Below are 1,548 nucleotides of genomic sequence, written 5' to 3'. Positions count from 1 at the left end.
GAAAATGAACTTGGGAAAAAACCGATAATTAATCGCCCGAATGCTTCGCCCCTACTGGGGAAAAACCGAGAATTTGTCGCCCGAATGCTTCGCCCCTACAGGAGGACTTGGAACTTGATACCCCTGCTTCTTCTGGTTTAATACCTCAGATGTATATTTTTATGTTTATATTTATCCCATCCGGGGGGATAGGATACTATACTACGAAGTGAGAGAAATAAACTAGGGACTTTCTAGGGTTCTCTCCTGATTTTGGTTATCTTGAGGAACTCATTGTGGTTGCAACCCCGGAAAAACTGCACGCTACCCATACCCACGAGCATCTACCCAGTCAAGACCGTGTAGCCGTGTTGCTTATGGGCTATGGCGAAGTCGAAAGCTACGAAGATTTTGCTAACTATAACGAACAAGCTTTAAATTTACTGACTGCTAAATTCGCTCCTGTTCCTACTTGGATTTATCCCCCTTTAGCAAAGCTTTTAGCAATATTTGATCGACATGAATGGGGACACACACATCACGATTTTATCTCCCCACATAATGCCATCTTTGAAAGACAAAGAGCAGGGATTGAACATGAATTACAACATAAATGGGGTAATGGTGTTCAAGTTTTCAAAGCTTTTAACTTTTGCGCTCCTTTTTTACCAAACCAAGTTTTAGCCGAAATTAAAAATCAAGGCTTTAGCAAACTTCTGATTTATCCATTATTAGTTGTTGATTCTATCTTTACCAGTGGTATTGCCATTGAACAAGTGAACAATGCACTTGTAGAATTAGCAGATGGTGATGAACATTGGGTAAAAGCCCAAAGATATATTCCTTCGTTCTACAATGAACCAGAATATATTGATTTAATGGCGCATTTGGTAGAAGAAAAAATTCATACCGATTTAGCTACAGGTTATTTACCTTCGCAAATTGGGATTATTTTGATGAATCATGGTTGTCCCCACAAAGCAAAAGGCTTTACATCTGGGATTGATGAAAGTCAAGCAATGTATGAGTTAGTTAGAAATAAGTTAATTAACAATTACCCGTTAATTTCTGTGGGTTGGTTGAACCATGACACTCCATTAATTGAATGGACACAACCAAATGCTACAGTAGCTGCTCAAAACTTGATTCAATTGGGTGCGAAGGCGTTGCTATTTATGCCCATTGGTTTTGCTACAGAAAATCATGAAACTTTATTAGATGTTCATCACATTATTCATGATTTAGAAAAACAACATCCAGATGTAGATTATTTACAAATGGCTTGTGTTAATGATAATCCAGAATTTTTAGCGATGGCTGCTAATTGGGCAAATGCACATATTGCCGAGTTGATGGAAACAGAAGGAATGGCTGTTAATTCACAATCAACTATTGCTCACCACCATCACCATCATTAAAAATCTCCTGAATTTGATCATCTTTTAGAATTTTTGTAGATTTGTAGTAGAGACTTCCATGGAATGTCTCTACTGCTGTTTGGGAGCAATGCGATTTTGTCCAAGTAGGGGCGAAGCATTCGGGCGACAAATTCTCGGTTTTTCCCCAGTA

Annotated in this window: 2 protein-coding genes; one reads left to right on the top strand and one right to left on the bottom strand. The window is 38.6% G+C overall.

The features are described from left to right. Positions 1-275 precede the first annotated feature (275 nt). Positions 276-1,397 (top strand): ferrochelatase, encoded by a 1,122-nt coding sequence (locus tag FJR38_RS04270; RefSeq protein WP_168492442.1) that lies wholly within the window; start codon positions 276-278, stop codon positions 1,395-1,397. Here the strand turns inward: FJR38_RS04270 and FJR38_RS27665 are convergent. After that, positions 1,369-1,548 (bottom strand): hypothetical protein (locus tag FJR38_RS27665; RefSeq protein WP_217359982.1); only part of this gene is annotated, 180 nt, incomplete at its 5' end. The two genes, FJR38_RS04270 and FJR38_RS27665, sit on opposite strands and share 29 nt — an antisense overlap.

The sequence above is a fragment of the Anabaena sp. UHCC 0253 genome, assembly GCF_009712085.1.
Taxonomy (GTDB): Bacteria; Cyanobacteriota; Cyanobacteriia; order Cyanobacteriales; family Nostocaceae; genus Dolichospermum.
This window is presented reverse-complemented; position numbering and strand designations above follow the sequence as displayed.